The sequence below is a fragment of the Streptomyces azureus genome (genome assembly GCF_001270025.1).
In the GTDB taxonomy this organism is placed as follows: Bacteria; Actinomycetota; Actinomycetes; order Streptomycetales; family Streptomycetaceae; genus Streptomyces; species Streptomyces azureus.
Genome location: NZ_DF968420.1, coordinates 1 through 16,404, shown reverse-complemented (window position 1 = coordinate 16,404; position 16,404 = coordinate 1). Strand labels below are relative to the sequence as shown.

Sequence of the window (16,404 nt, the reverse complement as noted above, 5' to 3'; positions counted from 1 at the left end):
AGCCAAAGCCGTCGCCCACCGCCCCGCGGCCCCGCTCGCCCACGCGAGCAACGCCCCCACCGCCCCGGCCACCGCACCCCACACCGCGCCCAGCAGCAGGGCCATGCCGAGGTGCCCGTGCAACTCGATGCCCGCGCCGAACGCGTCGAAGCCGAGCACGGACAGGGAGGCCGTCACGGACACGTCCGTCAGCCGGACGAGCAACGGCAGGGACAACGCGGTCGCGACCCCCAGCCCCAGCGCACACCGCCCCGCGAAACCGAGGGCACCCGAACCCCGTACATCCCCAGGCCCTCCTGACACGCCCCCCACCGGTGTCCGCACCGCCGTCAGCACCCCCGCCAGCAGCATCGTCAACGCCGCCGCCACCCCCAGCAGCCACACCCGCCCGTCCACCTCGGCGAGCCGCCCCAGCGTCAGGGGCTGGTCGGAGCGGACCGCGAGCAGGTCGTCCAGCGGGCCCGGCAGGAGGCGGGTCAGTTCACCCGTGGCCCGACCGTCCCACGGCACGAGCAGGCCGAGCGGGACGCCCAGCCACACCCCGTTCGGAGCCCCGAGCAGTGCCGCGCCGACGATGCGGCGGGGATGGTCGTCGCCGGTCGCCGCGTACGCCGCCGCCGCGAGCCCCGCCGCCACCGCCACCAGCAGCACGGTCACCACCGCGGAAACGGCGGGCCGTACGATCCGGTGCACGGCTTCCCAGCCCCGCGGCAGCGGCGTGCGGCGCGAGGCCAGCAGGGCGATGAGCAGGATCCCGGCCGACCAGCCGAGTCCGCCGAACAGCGTGGGCGCGGCGTCGACCGTGAAACCGACCGCCGCTTGCGCGTCGACCAGGTCGCCGAGCCGGTCCGGCAGCAGCCCCCCGATGTCCCCCAGCCCGGGAATCTCCAGGCCGTCTCCCCCTCCACCGCCCTCGCCCGTCAGGTCGCCCAGGCCCAGCGCGCCGCCGTCGATCGTGATGACGTCGTGACCCGCCCAGGCCAGCCCGCCCAGCATCGCCACGAACAGCGCGACCACCGCACCCGCACGCGCGAGGAGTTCGGACGGCGATATCACAACTCCCGCCGCGCGCAAGGACCTCAGGAAGAAGTACGACAGCAGCAACGCCCCGACCAGGCTCACCCCCAGTGGCGTGATCTCGATGGCAGTGTCCGCCTCAGCGCCCGTGAGGCCGAACGCCGACACATCACCGGACGGCGTGAGCGAACCACCCACCCCAAGGGCCACCACCGCCGCGGTCATCGGCCCCAACGAGCCCGCCGCGTCCGCCTCCAGCAGCCGCAGACCCAGCGCCGCCGTACCCGCCATTCCGACCAACGCCCAGCTCACGGCGGCGACCGCGGACATCAGCACGTCCCCCCACGGCACGCGCGTACCGTCCCTCGCCGTCCCGACACCTGTACCGGCACCCATGGCAGACCCCCCGATCCGCTGCGCGGCGGGGAGTACCGCGCATGCCCCCCCTCGCGTCGAAATACCACTCTCCGGCCCGTTTTCAACCCCGTCAACGGAAACGGCTGATGCGTCCGAACGCGGTCTTCACAAGGCCCGACTTTCGGTCAGGCGGCCGCTACTGAAATAGTTCCTCCCGATGTTCGACATCCCTAGACTCCCCATGTCGGGGGTAACTCGGGGGACAACTCAGTGGGGCATGGAGTGCCGGAACTCGTACTGGAATCAAACGGACGTACCTGGACGCTCGATCCGTCCAGGGCATACACCCTCGGACGTGATCCGCAGGGGGACGTCGTCTTCGACGACGCCAGGGTCTCCTGGCGTCACGCCACGGTCAGCTTCAACGGCCGCAGTTGGGTCATCGAGGACCATGGCAGCACCAACGGCACGTTCGTGCAGGGGCAGCGGATCCATCACATGGAACTCGGCCCCGGTTCAGCTGTGCACCTGGGCAACGCGACCGACGGGCCGCGCCTGAACCTTGCCGGCGCCGCCGCCTCCGTCGCCACGCCGCAGGCTCAGCCCCAGCAGCCGTACGCCGCGCAGGGCGCGAACCCGGGCTGGGCCCAGCAGGCACCCGCCCAGCAGGCCCCGCACCAGCAGCCCCAGGCCCCGCAGCAGCAGGCCCAGGCCGGCTGGCAGCAGCCACAGCAGCAGCCCGCGGCACACATCCCGCAGCAGCAGAGCCCCGGCGGCGTCGCGGGGGCGCCGCCGGTCTACGGCGACCGCAGCCCGACCACGTTCCACCAGTTCTCCCTCGGCCGCGTGATGCGCATCGGCCGTGCCCTGGAGAACGAGCTGGTCGTCTCCGACCTCCAGGTCTCCCGGCACCACGCCGAGTTCCACTCGACGCCCGACGGCCGTATGGAGATCCGCGACCTGGGCTCGCACAACGGCACGTACGTCAACGGCCAGCCGATCCCCAAGGGCGGCACACAACTGCTCGGCCCGGCCGACGTCGTCGGCGTCGGCCACTCGACGTTCCGGATCGTCGGCGACCGGCTCGAGGAGTTCGTCGACACCGGTGAGGTGTCCTTCTCCGCCCGCCACCTGACCGTCACGGTCGACGGCGGCAAGCAGATCCTCAAGGACGTCTCCTTCGGCGTCCCGGAGAAGTCGCTGATCGCGGTCATCGGCCCGTCCGGATCCGGCAAGTCCACCCTGCTCAAGGCGCTCACCGGCTACCGCCCGGCCGACCAGGGCGAGGTCCTCTACGACAACCGCAACCTCTACAAGCAGTTCGCCGAGCTGCGCCAGCGCATCGGCCTGGTCCCGCAGGACGACATCCTGCACAAGGAACTGACCGTCAAGAAGGCCCTCAAGTACGCGGCCAAGCTGCGCTTCCCGGCCGACACCACAGCCGCCGAGCGCGACGCCCGTATCGACGAGGTGCTGCGTGAGCTGAAGCTGGACATCCACAAGGAGAAGAAGGTCACCTCCCTCTCCGGTGGCCAGCGCAAGCGCGTCTCCGTGGCCCTGGAGCTGCTCACCAAGCCGTCGCTGATCTTCCTGGACGAGCCGACCTCCGGCCTCGACCCGGGCATGGACCGCGACGTCATGCAGCTGCTGCGCGGCCTGGCGGACGACGGCCGTACGGTCCTCGTCGTCACCCACTCCGTGGCGGAGCTGGCGCTCTGCGACAAGCTGCTGGTGATGGCGCCCGGCGGCGCGGTGGCCTACTTCGGCCCGCCGGAGGAGGCGCTGAACTTCTTCGGCTACGACACCTGGGCCGATGTCTTCTCCGCCTTCGAGAACTACCGCGACTACGACTGGGCGGGCCGCTGGAAGGGCTCGCAGCACTACCAGATGTACGCCGCGGACATCGACGCGGTGGCGCCGCAGTCCGTACAGGTCGCGCCCATGCAGGCGATGAAGCCGCCGAAGCCGCAGGGCTGGATGTCCCAGTTCGTCACGCTGGTGCGGCGCTACGTCTCGGTGATCGCGTCCGACAAGGGCTTCCTGGCCCTGATGGTGATCCTGCCGGCCGTGCTCGGCGCGGTCAGCCTGCTCATCGACGCGGACCGGGGCCTGCTGCCCAACCCGGCCGACCCGCAGACCGGCCGCATCATCCCGAACGGCACGGCCACCACGGTCCTGCTGATCCTCGCGGTCGGCGCCTGCTTCGCGGGCGCGGCGAACTCGGTCCGCGAGCTGATCAAGGAACGGGTCATCTACGAGCGGGAGCGCGCGACCGGCCTGTCGCGCTCGGCGTACCTGATGTCGAAGGTGTTCGTGCTCGGCATGATCACCGTCCTCCAGGGGCTGCTGGTCGGCGTCATCGGCTTCTCCAGCCGGGAGATCCCCGAGGAGGGCCTGGTCTTCGGCAGCGCCACGCTGCTGGAGCTGTCCGTGCCGATCATGGCCCTGGGCTTCACCTCGATGATGTTCGGCCTGATCATCTCGTCGCTGGTCAAGACCGCCGAGAAGACCATGCCGCTGCTGGTGATGTTCGCGATCATCCAGGTCGTCTTCACGGGCTGCCTGTTCACGCTGCACGGCTCGATCGGCGTCAACCAGTTCTCGTTCCTGATGCCGTCGCGCTGGGCGGTCGCCGCCTCCGGTGCCACGCTGGACTTCAACAAGATCAGCCCGCCCGAGACGGCCGGCGACACCGACCCGCTGTGGGAGCACACGGTCGGGGCCTGGGCCATGGACATGGGCGCGCTCCTCGCCCTCGGCGTGATCTGCGGCTTCTTCGTGGCCCGCTTCCTGCGCCGCCACGAGCCCGAGGTCATGCGCAAGTAGTCGTGCGCAGGCAGTCACACTTCACGACGCCCGAAGGGCGGCACTCCGTCAGGAGAGTGCCGCCCTTCGGCGTTCGTTCTGAGAGCAGAGGTCCGCGCCAGCCTCAGTACGCGCCGAAGACGTTGTCCATGGAGCCGTACTTGTCGGCCGCGTAGTTGCAGGCGGCGGTGATGTTGGCGACCGGGTTGTAGATGTCCCAGGAGGTGCCGGGGACGTGGTAGGCCTTGAAGGTCGGCGGGATGACCTGGAGCAGGCCCTTCGACGGGACGCCGTTGATGGCGTTGATGTCCCAGTTGTTGATCGCCTTCGGGTTACCCGAGGACTCCCGGATGATGTTGCGCTTGATGCCGTCGTAGGAGCCGGGGATGCCGTGCTTCTTCATGACGTCGAGCGACTCGCGGATCCAGCCGTCGAGATTGTTCGGGTAGCTCTTGGCGGCGGCCTTCTTGACCTGGGCGCGCTTGGCGTCCCGGCTCGCGGCCTCCTTGGCCTTGCGCGCGGCCTCGGCCTTCTTCTTCGCCGCCTCGGCGGCGGCCTTCTTCTTGGCGGCGGCAGCGGCGTCGGCCTTCTTCTTCGCCGCGATCTGCTCCGCCTTCACCGTGGCACTGGCCATCTGGTCGGTGACGCTGGCCTTGACGTCCTTGATCTGCTCGGTGCTGAACGCCACCGCAGCCGGCTGAGCGGCCTCGGTCGTGGTCTTGGTCGACGCACCGCTCGGCACCGCGGAGAGACCGATGGCGGCGGCGCCGAGGGTGGCGACACCCGCCATGGCGATCTTGTGGTGACGGGTCAGGGTACGACTACGGCCACGGCTGAAGATGTTCTTGGGCATGGTGGTGTGGACCTCTTCGAATAGCGCGGGAGTCGCTCGGCGTCCGGCGTTGGACGGGTGTGTTTCCGACACGAACGCCGCGGGGGAGAACCCACGGCGCTGAGCGACGCCAGCAATTCTTAGCGGCCGCAAAATGGCGTGGCAAAGGTGTGACGTACGATGCCCGATAGTGGATCAGGGAGGGGCAAATCGGTGCAGATTGGAATGTATACGCCGCTCAAAAGGTGGGGGTTTGTCTCCTACGCCCTTTCGTACGTGACGTGCGTCCTATGCGCGGGCTCACACCTGGCGGCGTGCGTTCTCACCACGCGTTGCACAAGCGATGCTCTGTGTGAGGGGCCTTTCACGGCAGGACGAGGTGCACGTCCCCGAACTCGTGCCACAGGTAGCGGCCCTGGAACGCAGCCCCGTAGCCACGCTCGATCGCCTCCCGCCCCGCGACCGCCTCCAGCATCAGCAGATGCGAGGCCTCCGGCTCGTGCAGCCCGGTCAGCAGCCCGTCCACCACCCGCACCCCGCGCTCCGGTGTGACGACGAGATCCGTCCACCCCGCACGCCCGTGTACGACCCCGTCGCCGCCCACCGCCGACTCCACGGCCCGCACCGCCGTCGTCCCGACCGCCACGACCCGGCCTCCACCGGCCTTCGCGGCGTTGATCAGCCGCGCCGACGCCTCGGGCACCACGAAGCGCTCCGGATACGGCGGCTCGTGCGCCTCCGCCGACGCCACGCCCGCGTGCAGCGTGACCGGCGCGAACTGCACCCCCCGGCTCACCAGCTCCGTCACCAGCCGCGCCGTGAAGGGCCGCGCCGCACTCGGCATCTCCGCACTCCCCGCCCCGTCCGCAGACGGCACCGCGAACACCGTCTGGTAGACGGACAGCGGCTGGTCCCGCTCCGTGTAGGCGTAGCGAATGGGCCGCCCGTGCTCCCGCAGCAGCCCCGGCACCCCGGGCCCGGACACCCGGGACCACCACAGTCGCTCGCTCCGCCCACTCAGCGGCTGGTCCAGAACCAGCCGCACACCCCCGGGCAGGCACACCTCCGTACCCACGGGCCCTCCCGCACGCGCGCGCGTGGTGCCCCGCCCATCCGGCTCCCGCAGCTCCACCGCCCAGCGGCCGTCGTCGCCGCGCGTGGAGAAATGCACCACCACGCGCGCGTGCCCGATCCACCCGTCCACGGCCGCCGCCAGCGTGGCCGAGGTGTTGACCACGAGCAGATCCCCGGCCCGCAGCAGCCGCGGCAGCTCCGTGAACGTGTGATGGGCCACCTCGACACCCCGGGACACCAGCATCCGCACGACGTCCCGGTCCACCCCGGGCCCGCGCTGCTCGACCGGCACCCGGGCCGACAACTCCGCCGGTACCCGCAGGGCCGGCGTCATCGGACCCCGTCCAGCAGAGCCCGAGCCCCGTACCGCCCGCTCACCGGCCGCTCGTCCAGCAGCCGTAGGAACCCCGGCACCACAGTCGCCGGCTCCGGCCGCGGATCGTGATCGTCCGGTACGGCCGCCGCATACAGGTCCGTGGCCATGTCCCCGGGATCCACCGCCCAGACCCGCAGCCCCGGCTCCTCCACGGCGAGCACCGCCATCAGGTGGTCCAGCGCCGACTTGGACGCCCCATAACCGCCCCAGGTCTCGTACGCCTCGGCGGCCGCGTCCGAACTGACCGCGATGACGGTGCCCGCCCGCGAGGCCCGCAGCAGCGGCAGCGCCTCCTGGACCAGGCCCAGCCCCGCCACCAGGTTCACCTCCAGCGCCCGCCGCAGTCCCTCCAGGGGCAGCTCCTCCAGCCGCACCAGCGGCTCGGCGCCCAGCGCGCTCGCGTTGTGCACCAGCAGGTCGACGCCGCCGAGCCGCCACGCCGCCGACACCAGTGCCGCACGGTGCGCGGCGTCCGCGACGTCCCCGGGCAGGGCGGCCACGCGCGTGCCGTGCGCGGAGACGGCCTCTGCCGCGTCCCTCAGGGCCTCCGCGCCCCGGGCGTCGAGCACCAGATCCCAGCCCCGCCCGGCCAGGGCCTCCGCCAGCGCCCGGCCCAGCCCCTTCGAGGCCCCGGTGATGATCGCAACCGGCATGATCCGCTCCCTCGTCGTGATCGTGTGCCCTCACCGTAGGAACGGGGCCGCCCGGACCGCCTCGGACGCGGGCCGCAGACCACCGGGTCCCTTCGTCCTACGCCCCCGGCCCGGCGCCCCGGTCATACGCCACGCCTTCCGGCCCCCTCGGCCCCGGGACCTAGGCCCATCGGACCGGGCGCCCGCCGCCGGCGGTCCGATCCGCGCTGTCACAACCCGCCGGTACCGTGAGGACATGAGTCACGGTCCCCGGTCCGGCCTCGCCGCGGTGAGCTCCGCGTTGCTGGCCATGAGCAGGCATCTCGAGGTGCGCGACGTCCTCAAGACGATCGTCGCCTCGGCCCGCGAGCTGCTCGACGCGCAGTACGCCGCGCTCGGCGTCCCGGACGACCACGGCGGCTTCGCCCAGTTCGTGGTCGACGGCGTCAGTGAGGAGCAGTGGAAGGCCATCGGCCCGCTCCCGCGCCAGCACGGCATCCTGGCCGCGATGCTCCACGAGGCCAGGGCCGAGCGCCTCGCCGACGTCCGCAAGGACCCCCGCTTCGAGGGCTGGCCGAGCGCCCATCCCGACCTGGTCGACTTCCTGGGCCTGCCCATCCGCGACGGCGACGAGGTCATCGGCGCACTCTTCCTCGCCAACAAGCTGCGTCCTGTGGGGGAACACCCCCCACACCCACCGTGCCCGAAGCCCGAAGGCAGTTGCGGCTTCACCGAGGACGACGAGGAACTGCTCGGCATCCTCGCCCAGCACGCGGCGATCGCCCTCACCAACGCCCGCCTCTACGAACGCAGCCGCGAACTCACCATCGCCGAGGAACGCTCCCGCCTCGCCCACGAACTGCACGACGCGGTCAGCCAGAAGCTCTTCTCCCTCCGCCTGACCGCCCAGGCCGCCGCCCGCCTGGTGGACCGGGACCCCTCCCGCGCCAAGGGCGAACTCCAGCAGGTGGCGGCCCTCGCCGCCGAGGCCGCCGACGAACTGCGCTCCGCCGTCGTCGAGTTGCGTCCCGCCGCCCTCGACGAGGATGGCCTCGTGGCCACCCTCCGGACGCAGGTCCAGGTCCTCGACCGCGCCCAATCCGCCCGCGTCACCTTCACCGCCCGCGGTGTGAAGGCCCTGCCCGCCTCCCAGGAGGAGGCCGTCCTGCGCGTCGCCCAGGAGGCCCTGCACAACGCCCTGCGCCACTCCGGCGCCGACCACGTCGACGTGACCCTGGACCGTCACGGCGGCGGAGCCGTCCTGCGGGTCACGGACGACGGCAGCGGCTTCGACCCGATGGCGGTCCGCCGCGCGGGGCGCCATCTGGGCCTGGTCTCGATGCGGGACCGGGCGAGCGGGGCAGGCGGCGCGCTGACCGTGGAATCGGCGCCCGGCAAGGGCACCACGATCGAGATGGAGGTACCCGGTGGCTGACGCAATCAAGGTGCTGCTCGTCGACGACCACCAGGTCGTCCGCCGGGGCCTGCGCACGTTCCTGGAGGTACAGGACGACATCGAGGTCGTCGGCGAGGCGGCGGACGGCGCCGAAGGAGTCGACCGCGCGGAGGAGTTGCGGCCCGACGTCATCCTCATGGACGTCAAGATGCCGGGCATGGACGGCGTCGACGCCCTGCGCAGACTCCGTGAACTGGACAACCCCGCGCGCGTGCTGATCGTCACCAGCTTCACCGAGCAGCGCACGGTCGTTCCGGCCCTGCGCACGGGCGCCGCCGGCTACGTCTACAAGGACGTCGACCCCGACGCCCTCGCCGGAGCCATCCGCTCCGTCCACGCCGGGCACATCCTCCTCCAGCCGGAGGTCGCCGATGCCCTGCTGTCCCAGGAGGAGGCCAACTCGGGTCCAGGGCGGGCCGGTTCGCTCACCGAGCGGGAGCGCGAGGTGCTCGGCCTGATAGCGGACGGCCGCTCCAACCGGGAGATCGCCCGCGCCCTCGTCCTCTCGGAGAAGACCGTAAAGACCCACGTCTCGAACATCCTGATGAAACTCGACCTGTCCGACCGAACGCAGGCCGCTTTGTGGGCCGTTCGCCATGGCGTGACCGGCTGACACGCTCATCCCACGGCAACACGGAGGGTTCCGTTCCGGACTGAGATTCATACCGTCGTGGGAATGTCCCCCATATGGCGCATCCTCGGTGGATCTCCACCGTTCTCCAGTGCGTGCTGCGGCGCCTGCCGCGGCAATCGCAAGGAGGGCTCAGAAATGAAGAACCTGAAGAAGGCCGCTGCCGTGACGATGGTGACCGGTGGCCTGCTGGCCGCGGGCGCGGGCATCGCCTCCGCCACCAGCGCGCACGCCGACGGCCAGGCCGTGGGCTCCCCGGGCGTCGGCTCGGGCAACGTCGTCCAGGCTCCGGTGCACGTCCCGGTCAACGTGTCCGGCAACAGCGTGAACGTCGTGGGCGTCCTGAACCCCGCCTTCGGCAACCACGCCGTCAACCACTGACGCCCCACCTCCGTCTCCGAGCCGGAGGTGGCACCGGCCTCCCGGCAACGCCTGGGAGGCCGGTCTGGTCTGCTTAGCTGCGGGCAGTCGTGCCGCTGTGGGCGGCACGGGTGGGCGCAGCGGCACCCCGCAGCGCCGGGCTGCGCACCCACCCGCCCTCAGCGCCAACGCCGAGCGCCAGAAACCCTCCAGTCACCGCACCCCCCGCTCCCGCTCCTCCACGACGGAGTTGTACGCAGCGACCTGCGCCCGCCGAGCCGTCCGCTCCACCGGCCGCAAAGCCTCCCGCCGCGCAGAGATCTCAGACGCACTCACCGCACCCCCGGGCCCACTCTCCGTGGCCACAGCGATGAGCGTCCCCACCCGCTGCGCCAACTCCAGCACCCGCACCGCCCGCGACGGATACCCCGGCGCCAGCACCTCCCGCCCCCGCTCGGCCCGCGCCCGATACGCGTCGACCGCCGCCTCCGCCACCGGCCCCGACCCGGCCACGTCCAGCCGCGTCAGCACCTCGGTCGCCTCCCGGAGGGCCTCCGCGAGCTCCCGCTCCGCCTCACCCAGCGACGGCACATCCGCAGGCGGCGCCTCCCGCACGGGCAGCACATGCCACACCACCTCGACCTGCACACCCTCGGGCCCGGCTTCGTACACGTCCGGCACCAAGCCCAAGGCGGCCCCGTAACAGACCACGGCCTCCTCGGCCTCCAGCGCCCGCGCGTTGAACTCCGGCGGCCCGCTCAGCCCCAGCGGATGCCCCGGCGCGGGCAGCGCCACCCGCAGCCCGGTCACCCCGAGCGTGCGCAGCCGCCCCAGTGCGAGCGTCAGCCCGACCTGGCCCGACTCTCCCGCCAGTCCCTCCACTCGGTGCACCGCGTCCTCGCCGACGATGGCGAGCACGGCGTCATCCGGTGAGACAAGTCCGGCCAAAAGGGCATTTCCCCATGCAGCGAGACGTCCAGCGCGTGGTTCCGTGAGCATGTCCCCACCCTAGGACCCTCCAAGGACCGGACCGAGGGAATGTCCGGGCCGACCGGTGGCGTAGATTTCATGGAGGGCTGCGCCCACCGGCGCGGCGGACCGAGCCACAGGCGTACGCGACAGCCGAGACCGGCCACACTGCAAGGGGAGACAACGCGCTCATGAGCGATGTTCTGGAGCTTCAGGACGTATCTGTGGTCCGCGAGGGCCGGGCTCTGGTGGACCAGGTCTCCTGGTCGGTCAAGGAGGGCGAGCGCTGGGTCATCCTGGGCCCGAACGGCGCCGGCAAGACCACCCTCCTCAACCTCGCTTCCACCTACCTCTTCCCCAGCTCGGGCACCGCCGCCATCCTCGGCGAGACCCTCGGCAGGCCCGGCACCGACGTCTTCGAGCTGCGCCCGCGCATCGGCATGGCCGGCATCGCCATGGCCGACAAGCTGCCCAAGCGCCAGACGGTCCTGGAGACGGTGCTGACCGCCGCGTACGGCATGACCGCCACCTGGCACGAGGACTACGAGGAGATCGACGAACAGCGCGCCCGCGCGTTCCTCGACCGCCTCGGCATGAGCGAGTACCTGGAGCGCAAGTTCGGCACGCTCTCCGAGGGCGAGCGCAAGCGCACCCTCATCGCCCGCGCCCTGATGACCGACCCCGAACTGCTGCTCCTCGACGAGCCTGCCGCCGGCCTCGACCTCGGCGGCCGCGAGGACCTCGTCCGCCGCCTCGGACGTCTCGCCCGCGACCCGATCGCCCCCTCGATGCTCATGGTCACCCACCACGTCGAGGAGATCCCCCCGGGCTTCACACACGTCCTCATGATCCGCCAGGGCAAGGTGCTGGCCGCCGGCCCGCTGGAGCTCGAACTCACCTCCCGCAACCTCTCCCTCTGCTTCGGCCTCCCGCTCGTTGTCGAACAGGCGGGCGAGCGCTGGACGGCACAGGGCCTCCCGCTGTCCTGACCCGGCCCCTCGCCCCGCAAGTCCCAAAGTAAGAACGGCATTTCACACCCCGGGCGCCCTGTCGGCGACAGGGCCGTCGGACCTACCATGACCATGTGGAAATCGACGCATGGCTGTGGTGGCTGATCGGCGCGACAGCGCTCGGCATCGCGCTCGTGGTCACCGCGATGCCCGAACTCGCCATGCTCGCGGTGGGCGCCATCGGCGCCGCGGTGGTCAGCGGCGTCTTCGGCGGCGGAGCCGTCGCCCAAGTCGTCGTCTTCGCCGTCATCTCGACCGCGGGCATCGCCGTCGTACGGCCCATCGCGAACCGACACCGCGCCCAGCGACCCCAACTCGCCACCGGCGTCGACGCGCTGAAGGGCAGACAAGCCGTCGTCCTGGAACGTGTCGACGCCTCCGGCGGCCGGATCAAACTGGCCGGAGAGGTCTGGTCGGCCCGCGCCCTCGATACCGACCGCGCCTACGAAGCAGGCCAGGAAGTGGACGTCGTGGACATCGAAGGAGCCACCGCGATCGTCATGTGACCTCGCAGGACGTAACTGGGGTGAACTCCTCGCCAGCTACGCGACGGTCTGACAGACTCGACCAGCAAGATCTTCGACAACCATAAGATCTGCCGAAGGCGCCGAAGCGGAGAAGGGATACGGGGAACGACGATGGAACCGGTCATCATCGTCCTGATCATTCTGGTGGTGTTGGTCTTCATCGCCCTGATCAAGACGATCCAAGTCATCCCACAGGCCAGTGCGGCCATCGTCGAGCGCTTCGGCCGCTACACGCGGACACTGAACGCCGGCCTCAACATCGTCGTCCCGTTCATCGACACCATCCGCAACCGCATCGACCTGCGCGAACAGGTCGTCCCGTTCCCGCCGCAGCCGGTGATCACCCAGGACAACCTGGTCGTCAACATCGACACCGTCATCTACTACCAGGTGACCGACGCCCGCGCCGCGACGTACGAAGTCGCCAGCTACATCCAGGCGATCGAGCAGCTCACCGTCACCACGCTCCGCAACATCATCGGTGGCATGGACCTGGAGCGGACCCTGACCTCCCGCGAGGAGATCAACGCGGCCCTGCGCGGCGTCCTCGACGAGGCCACCGGCAAGTGGGGCATCCGCGTCAACCGCGTCGAACTCAAGGCGATCGAGCCGCCCACCTCCATCCAGGACTCGATGGAGAAGCAGATGCGCGCCGACCGCGACAAGCGCGCCGCCATCCTCCAGGCCGAAGGTGTCCGGCAGTCCGAGATCCTGCGCGCCGAAGGCGAGAAGCAGTCCCAGATCCTGCGTGCCGAAGGTGAGGCCAAGGCGGCCGCCCTGCGCGCCGAGGGCGAGGCACAGGCCGTCCGTACGGTCTTCGAGGCCATCCACGCCGGCGACCCGGACCAGAAGCTGCTCTCCTACCAGTACCTCCAGATGCTCCCCAAGATCGCCGAAGGCGACGCCAACAAGCTCTGGATCGTCCCCAGCGAGATCGGCGACGCCCTCAAGGGCCTCTCCGGCGCCATGGGCAACTTCGGTGGCATGGGCGGCGGTTCCGGCGGCAACTCAGGCGCGTCCGGAGGCGGCGTCCCCGCCCAGGAACGCCGCGAGAAGCCGTCCCTCGACTGACCCGGCACGTATGAAGGGGCCCGCTTCCCACAGAGGAAGCGGGCCCCTTCATACGACGGCCAGGCTAGGCCGCAGGCTGGGCCAGCCACACCGGCAGCGCGTCGAAGTCGTCCTGCCCCAGCGCCAGCAGCATCGCGTCCGCCGGAGTCGGCTCGAACGGATGCCGCAGCAGCGGCATCCCCGCCTCCTCCGGAGTCCGGTTCGCCTTGCGGTGGTTGTCCTGCGCGCACGAGGCCACGGTGTTCAGCCAGGTGTCCTGACCGCCCTGCGACCTCGGTACCACGTGGTCGACGGTCGTCGCCCGCCTCCCGCAGTACGCGCACCGGTGCCGGTCCCGGACCAGCACACCCCGCCTCGACCACGGCGCTCGTCTTCGGAAGGGCACCCGTACGTACTGGCAGAGCCTGATCACCCGGGGCGCCGGTATGTCGACCGCGGCTCCCCGCATCCGCAGTTCGGGGTGGGCCTGCTCGACGACGGCCTTGTCCTGAAGCACCAGAACGACGGCTCGGTTAAGCGTCACCGTCGACAGCGGCTCGAAGCTCGCGTTGAGTACCAGCGTGTCCCGCATACCAGCCCACCTCCCGTGTGCACCGGCCCACCCCCTGGCGGGCTGGGATCAACTCTGGCCGGGCACGCCGAGATGGACAACGCAATATCTGCTGCTCTCACGGGGGGTGACCCCCGCGACCCCCGGCAACAAAAATGCCCGCTCCTGATCAATTCCAAGACCAGGAGCGGGCAAACGTTCCGTGAACGCCGGGATCGCAGGGCGGCTCACTCAGCCTTCGGCGGGCACCTCGTACTCACCGATCAGCTGGGCCCGCCCGATCGTGTGGAACCGCAGGTTGAAGCCCACGACGGCCGGCGAAGCCTCCGCGTCCGGACCGAGCTTCTCCTGGTCCACGGCGTACACCGTGAACACGTACCGGTGCGGCCCGTCCCCGGGCGGCGGCGCGGCACCGCCGAACTCCTTGCCGCCGTAGTCGTTGCGAGCGTGGATCGCACCCTCGGGCAGGCCCTCGAACGTGCCGCTGCCCGCGCCCGCCGGCAGCTCGGTCACCGACGCCGGGATGTCGAACAGCACCCAGTGCCAGAACCCGCTGCCCGTCGGGGCATCGGGGTCGTAGCAGGTCACGGCGAAGCTCCTGGTCTCGGGCGGGAAGCCCTCCCACCGCAGCTGCGGCGAGGTGTTGCCGGCCGCGTGGACCTGAGCGTCCTGGAGCGTCGCACCCTCCACGATTTCCTTGCTCGTCACCGTGAACGACGGCACGGGCGGATGGAAGTCGTGGGGGAGCGGCCGCCGCTTGAGCTCGGTCACCTCGGTACCTCCTGGATCGGTTCTTGCAGTTGGTCCCGAGCCTAGGCCCTCTCCTAGAACCAGTTGCGCTTGCTGCCGACCTCGGAGAGCCACTGGTTGAGGTACGCCGTCCAGTCGGTCCCCTGGTAGTCGTTGAGCCCCACCTGGAACGAGCGGAAGGTGTCGCTGCCCTCGCTGAACAGACCCGGCCTCTTGTCCATCTCGAGCACCACGTCCATGGCGTGCTCGTCGGCCACGAAGCTCAGCTCCACCTGGTTCAGCCCTCGGTACTGCTGCGGCGGGTAGAACTCGATCTCCTGGTAGAACGGCAGCTTCTGCCGCGTACCCCGGATGACACCGCGCTCCATGTCCGCGTTCTTGAACCGGAAGCCAAGCTGGATGAACGCGTCCAGGATCGCCTTCTGCGCCGGCAGCGGGTGCACGTTGATCGGGTCCAGGTCACCGGAGTCCACCGCCCGCGCGATCTCCAGCTCCGTGGAGACCCCGATGTGCATCGAGCGCAGCTCCTGCCCGTCGATCGTCGTGATCGGCGTCTCCCACGGAATCTCCAGCCCGAACTGCACCGCGTGCACGGCGTTCGCCTGAAGCTCGAACGCCCCGCCCAGCCGGGACTTCGTGAACTCGATGTCCTGCTTGTACTCCTGGTCGCCGCTCTCCACCTCGACCTTGGCCTGGAGCCCGACCGAGAGCCCCTCGATCTGCTGGTTCACGGACCCGCCCTGAATCCGCACCTCACCCTGGACGACACCGCCCGGCACGACGTTGACCTCGTGCAGCACCGTCTCGACGGAAGCCCCGCCGGCCCCCAGGCTCGCGAGCAGCTTCTTGAACGCCATGTCTCTCCCTCTCGCCCACTACGGGTGGATCCTTGATCCATACAAACGCGATCCGGCCGTGGCCGGTTCCATGCCCTCACCCTGGCAAGGCCGGCGCCCTGAGGCCACCCCGCCGCACCACCCGTCTCCAGTACCCTCGGAGGGCATGATCGCGACCCCCGACCGTACGCCCCTGTCCAGGGAGTTTTTCGACCGGCCCGTCCTCGATGTCGCCCCCGACCTCCTCGGCCGCATCCTGGTACGCACCACCCCGGACGGTCCGATCGCCCTCCGCCTGACGGAGGTCGAGGCCTACGACGGTGCCGACGACCCCGGCGCCCACGCCTATCGCGGCCGCACGGCCCGCAACGGCGTGATGTTCGGTCCCCCCGGGCACGTCTACGTCTACTTCACGTACGGCATGTGGTTCTGCATGAACCTGGTGTGCGGCCCCGAAGGCAAGGCGAGCGCGGTCCTGCTCCGCGCCGGCGAGATCATCGAGGGCGCCGAGTTGGCCCGCACCCGTCGACTCTCGGCCCGCAACGACAAGGAACTGGCCAAAGGCCCGGCCCGTCTTGCCACGGCTCTGGACGTGGACCGCTCCCTGGACGGCACGGACGCCTGCACCTCCGATGCCACACCCCTGAGGGTCCTCACGGGTACGCCCGTGCCCCGTGACCAGGTACGCAACGGCCCACGCACCGGAGTCGCGGGCGACGGGGGCAACGGCGACGTCCACCCCTGGCGCTTCTGGATCGCCAACGACCCGACGGTGAGCCCCTATCGGGCGCATGTCCCGAGGCGCCGCCGAAGTTGACGCGTCCCCGCAGGATGCGTAATGTAGCCCGAGCCGCTTGACCCGGGTACGGCATTCGCCAGCAGCCGGAAGCGGCCAACCCACTACCTAACGACTCCCCTCAGCAGGGGCGAATTCGGTATGCCCGCATGCCTGAATTCGGCGCCGAAGGACTCGATTATGAGTTGGACGGCGAATCGGTTAACGTAGTGAATGTCGAAAGGCCGACGAGCGAAAGCCAAGGCCGCCCGGCAAATCCCGCCGACAGGGAATCGGATCGAGAAAAGGATCTGATAGAGTCGGAAACGCAAGACCGAAGGGAAGCGCCCGGAGGAAAGCCCGAGAGGGTGAGTAC

At 70.3% G+C, this 16,404-nt stretch carries 17 protein-coding genes; 9 read left to right on the top strand and 8 right to left on the bottom strand.

The window, feature by feature from the left end; translation table 11 throughout:
- A partial coding sequence (locus AOQ53_RS34680) for a streptophobe family protein (protein WP_059423462.1) occupies positions 1-1,413 on the bottom strand: 1,413 nt, incomplete at its 3' end.
- Between the two features lie 243 nt (positions 1,414-1,656).
- On the opposite strand from AOQ53_RS34680, the gene AOQ53_RS34675 reads away from it, so the two are divergent.
- Positions 1,657-4,200, top strand: a complete 2,544-nt coding sequence (locus AOQ53_RS34675) for an ABC transporter ATP-binding protein/permease (protein WP_174523394.1) — start codon at positions 1,657-1,659, stop codon at positions 4,198-4,200.
- A gap of 103 nt (positions 4,201-4,303) precedes the next feature.
- Here the strand turns inward: AOQ53_RS34675 and AOQ53_RS34670 are convergent, their stop codons facing one another.
- From AOQ53_RS34670 to AOQ53_RS34660, 3 genes are all read right to left on the bottom strand, one after another.
- Positions 4,304-5,032, bottom strand: a complete 729-nt coding sequence (locus AOQ53_RS34670; RefSeq protein ID WP_059423459.1) for a transglycosylase SLT domain-containing protein — start codon at positions 5,030-5,032, stop codon at positions 4,304-4,306.
- A 343-nt stretch (positions 5,033-5,375) separates the two neighbouring features.
- Positions 5,376-6,419 (bottom strand): S-adenosylmethionine:tRNA ribosyltransferase-isomerase, encoded by a 1,044-nt coding sequence (locus tag AOQ53_RS34665; RefSeq protein ID WP_059423458.1) that lies wholly within the window; start codon positions 6,417-6,419, stop codon positions 5,376-5,378.
- Positions 6,416-7,114, bottom strand: a complete 699-nt coding sequence (locus AOQ53_RS34660) for an SDR family NAD(P)-dependent oxidoreductase (RefSeq protein WP_059423456.1) — start codon at positions 7,112-7,114, stop codon at positions 6,416-6,418. Before AOQ53_RS34660 ends, AOQ53_RS34665 begins: the two co-directional genes overlap by 4 nt.
- A gap of 235 nt (positions 7,115-7,349) precedes the next feature.
- Between AOQ53_RS34660 and AOQ53_RS34655 the strand changes: the two genes are divergently transcribed.
- The 3 genes from AOQ53_RS34655 (at position 7,350) to AOQ53_RS34645 (ending at position 9,561) form a co-directional block, all read left to right on the top strand.
- The gene (locus AOQ53_RS34655; protein WP_059423454.1) at positions 7,350-8,528 is read left to right on the top strand and encodes a GAF domain-containing sensor histidine kinase; all 1,179 of its coding nucleotides are present in this window, start codon (positions 7,350-7,352) and stop codon (positions 8,526-8,528) included.
- Positions 8,521-9,162, top strand: a complete 642-nt coding sequence (locus tag AOQ53_RS34650; RefSeq protein WP_059423452.1) for a response regulator — start codon at positions 8,521-8,523, stop codon at positions 9,160-9,162. Before AOQ53_RS34655 ends, AOQ53_RS34650 begins: the two co-directional genes overlap by 8 nt.
- Before the next feature lie 156 nt (positions 9,163-9,318).
- On the top strand, positions 9,319-9,561 hold the full coding sequence (locus AOQ53_RS34645; protein WP_059423450.1) for a chaplin: 243 nt from the start codon (positions 9,319-9,321) through the stop codon (positions 9,559-9,561).
- 192 nt (positions 9,562-9,753) lie between these two features.
- Here the strand turns inward: AOQ53_RS34645 and AOQ53_RS34640 are convergent, their stop codons facing one another.
- Entirely contained in the window at positions 9,754-10,539 is a 786-nt protein-coding gene (locus tag AOQ53_RS34640) for a hypothetical protein (protein WP_059423448.1), read from the bottom strand.
- 161 nt (positions 10,540-10,700) lie between these two features.
- Here AOQ53_RS34640 and AOQ53_RS34635 point away from each other — a divergent pair, with 161 nt between their 5' ends.
- The 3 genes from AOQ53_RS34635 to AOQ53_RS34625 all read left to right on the top strand — a co-directional run bounded on the left by AOQ53_RS34635 (position 10,701) and on the right by AOQ53_RS34625 (position 13,117).
- Positions 10,701-11,498, top strand: a complete 798-nt coding sequence (locus AOQ53_RS34635; protein WP_059423446.1) for an ABC transporter ATP-binding protein — start codon at positions 10,701-10,703, stop codon at positions 11,496-11,498.
- A 95-nt stretch (positions 11,499-11,593) separates the two neighbouring features.
- Positions 11,594-12,025 carry an NfeD family protein gene (locus tag AOQ53_RS34630; RefSeq protein ID WP_059423444.1) on the top strand — a complete coding sequence of 144 codons (432 nt, stop codon included), beginning with the start codon at positions 11,594-11,596 and terminating at the stop codon, positions 12,023-12,025.
- Positions 12,026-12,157: 132 nt separating this feature from the next.
- Complete coding sequence (locus AOQ53_RS34625; protein ID WP_059423441.1) at positions 12,158-13,117, top strand: SPFH domain-containing protein; 960 nt, start codon at positions 12,158-12,160, stop codon at positions 13,115-13,117.
- 64 nt (positions 13,118-13,181) lie between these two features.
- Here the strand turns inward: AOQ53_RS34625 and AOQ53_RS34620 are convergent, their stop codons facing one another.
- From AOQ53_RS34620 to AOQ53_RS34610, 3 genes are all read right to left on the bottom strand, one after another.
- On the bottom strand, positions 13,182-13,688 hold the full coding sequence (locus AOQ53_RS34620; RefSeq protein WP_059423440.1) for an HNH endonuclease: 507 nt from the start codon (positions 13,686-13,688) through the stop codon (positions 13,182-13,184).
- 210 nt (positions 13,689-13,898) lie between these two features.
- Positions 13,899-14,438: a YbhB/YbcL family Raf kinase inhibitor-like protein gene (locus AOQ53_RS34615; RefSeq protein WP_059423438.1), complete on the bottom strand. Its 540-nt coding sequence runs from the start codon at positions 14,436-14,438 to the stop codon at positions 13,899-13,901.
- 53 nt (positions 14,439-14,491) lie between these two features.
- Positions 14,492-15,274: a sporulation protein gene (locus AOQ53_RS34610; RefSeq protein ID WP_059423437.1), complete on the bottom strand. Its 783-nt coding sequence runs from the start codon at positions 15,272-15,274 to the stop codon at positions 14,492-14,494.
- A gap of 145 nt (positions 15,275-15,419) precedes the next feature.
- Here AOQ53_RS34610 and AOQ53_RS34605 point away from each other — a divergent pair, with 145 nt between their 5' ends.
- Positions 15,420-16,070 (top strand): DNA-3-methyladenine glycosylase, encoded by a 651-nt coding sequence (locus AOQ53_RS34605; RefSeq protein ID WP_059423435.1) that lies wholly within the window; start codon positions 15,420-15,422, stop codon positions 16,068-16,070.
- A 128-nt stretch (positions 16,071-16,198) separates the two neighbouring features.
- Positions 16,199-16,404: hypothetical protein (locus tag AOQ53_RS46940; protein WP_236711916.1), on the top strand; the 206-nt coding region annotated here is incomplete at its 3' end.